At 68.8% G+C, this 1,870-nt stretch carries 1 protein-coding gene and 1 pseudogene; both read right to left on the bottom strand.

Translation table 11 applies throughout. The annotated features are described in order from the left end of the window. On the bottom strand, positions 1-993 hold a 993-nt coding region (locus G3N98_RS39125), incomplete at its 3' end, for a VacJ family lipoprotein (protein WP_241026297.1). After that, a pseudogene (locus G3N98_RS39120) lies at positions 986-1,870 on the bottom strand (RND transporter); the annotation flags it as partial. The gene G3N98_RS39125 and the pseudogene G3N98_RS39120, both read right to left, overlap by 8 nt.

Genomic DNA, 1,870 nt, shown 5'->3' with positions numbered 1-1,870 from the left:
CGAACGCGAAGCCGACTGGCTGCCGAGCTGGCGCGAACTCGTGCGGGTACTGCAGCGCCTCGAAGCGCGCGGCGAGATTCGCGGCGGACGCTTCGTCGCCGGGCTCGCGGGTGAACAGTTCGCGTTGTCCGCGCCCGGATCGTCGTACTGCGGCAGCCCCGGCGCGGCCGGTGCGTTGTTCGGCGTGGCGCCCGATGCGCCGCCCGCATCGCCCGGATCCTCGTAGTTCGGCAATCCCGGCACGGCCGGCGTTCCGGCCGGCACGGCGCCCGATTCACCCGGTTCGTTGTAGGTCGGCACCGTGGCCGACGACGACTGGCTGCGATACGTCAGCGACTTGCGTTGCTGGAGGTACGCGTCGCGCACGAACGAATACGGATCGAGCGCGGCCTGCTTCAGCAGGTCGGTCGCGCCGAGCAGATCCGAACGCGCGCTGATGAACTGCGCGATGTACATCGGGTTGCGCGCGGCCGGCTCGATGTAGTTCAGCAGGTTGAAGCGCACGTCCACCGCGCGGCCGACGCCGTCGCGGATCGTGCTCGGCCCGAACACGGGCAGCACGAGGTACGGGCCCGACGGCACGCCCCAGCGCGCCATCGTCAGGCCGAAGTCCTGGTGATGCTTCGGCAGTCCGGCGGGCGTCGCGATGTCGATCAGGCCGGCGACGCCGAACACCGAGTTCATCGCCACGCGCATCAGATCTTCGGTGGCGTCGGTGATGCGGAGCTGCAGCAGGTTGTTCGCGATGTTGCCGAGATCGCCGAGGTTCGAGAAGAAGTTGCTGATCGCGGTGCGCACGGGCGTCGGCGTGACCTTCTGGTACCCCTTCGCGATCGGCTGGGCGATGTTCGTGTCGACGGTGTCGTTGAACTTGTACATCGCCCGGTTCATCGGCTCGAGCGGGTCGTTGGGGTTGCGGTTCGGTCCCGTCGCGCAGCCGGTCAGCGCCGCGCTGGCGGCAACGGTCGCCGCAATGATTCGCACCTTATTCATTGATTCCTTGCGATTGGTTCTTGGCGCGTTTGACGCGCGGTTTGCCCATCAGGACGGGCTGGAACACCACGGCGCCGATCAGCGTGCAGGTCAGTGCCAGCGCGAGCAGCTTGCCCATGCTCGACGTGCCCGGGTGGTGCGACAGCCACAGGCTGCCGAATGCGGTCGCCGTCGTCGCGGCGCTGAACAGGACGGCATGCGTGAGGCTCGAGTGCAGCAACCCGGTTTGCCCCGCGCGCCACGCCATCACGAAATACACCTTGAACGCGACGCCGACGCCGAGCATCAGCGGCAGCGCGATGATGTTCGCGAAGTTGAGCGACATGCCGAGCACGACGCACAGCTCGAGCGTCACGACGCCCGACACGAGCAGCGGCACCAGCGTGCGCAGCACGTCGCCGAAGCGGCGCAGCGTGACCCACAGCAGGACCGTGATCGAGATGATCGACCACAGCGCCGCATGCAGGAACGCGTTGATGATCGTGTCGGCCGAATGCAGGATCGAGATCGGCCCGCCGGTCGTGCCCGGCTCCGCGGCTTTCACGGCCTTCGCGAAGCGGCGCAGCATCGTGTCGTCGCCCGGGTCGACGCCCTTCGGCACCTTCGGCGAGATCTGCACGAGCGCATGGCCGTCCGGCGCGACCCAGTCGCGCACGAGCTGCGGCGGCAGCGATTCGCGCGTGACGTCCTGCGGCTGCAGCAGCGACGCGAGCTGGTTGAGCGCGATGCGCAGCGTATCGGAGAACGCGCGTTCGGCGCGGTCGCGCGTCGCGGCATCCGCGGCGGCGAGCTTCGCGAGCGACGCCGACAGGTGCTGCGCGGCGGCCGCGCCCGGGCCCGGGTGATCTTCGGCCGCGTAGCTCAGCAGGTCCGACAA

The organism is Burkholderia sp. Tr-20390 (assembly GCF_017104595.1).
In the GTDB taxonomy this organism is placed as follows: domain Bacteria; phylum Pseudomonadota; class Gammaproteobacteria; order Burkholderiales; family Burkholderiaceae; genus Burkholderia.
Note: the sequence above shows the minus strand (reverse complement) of the source record. Positions and strands in the feature narration are given on the sequence as shown.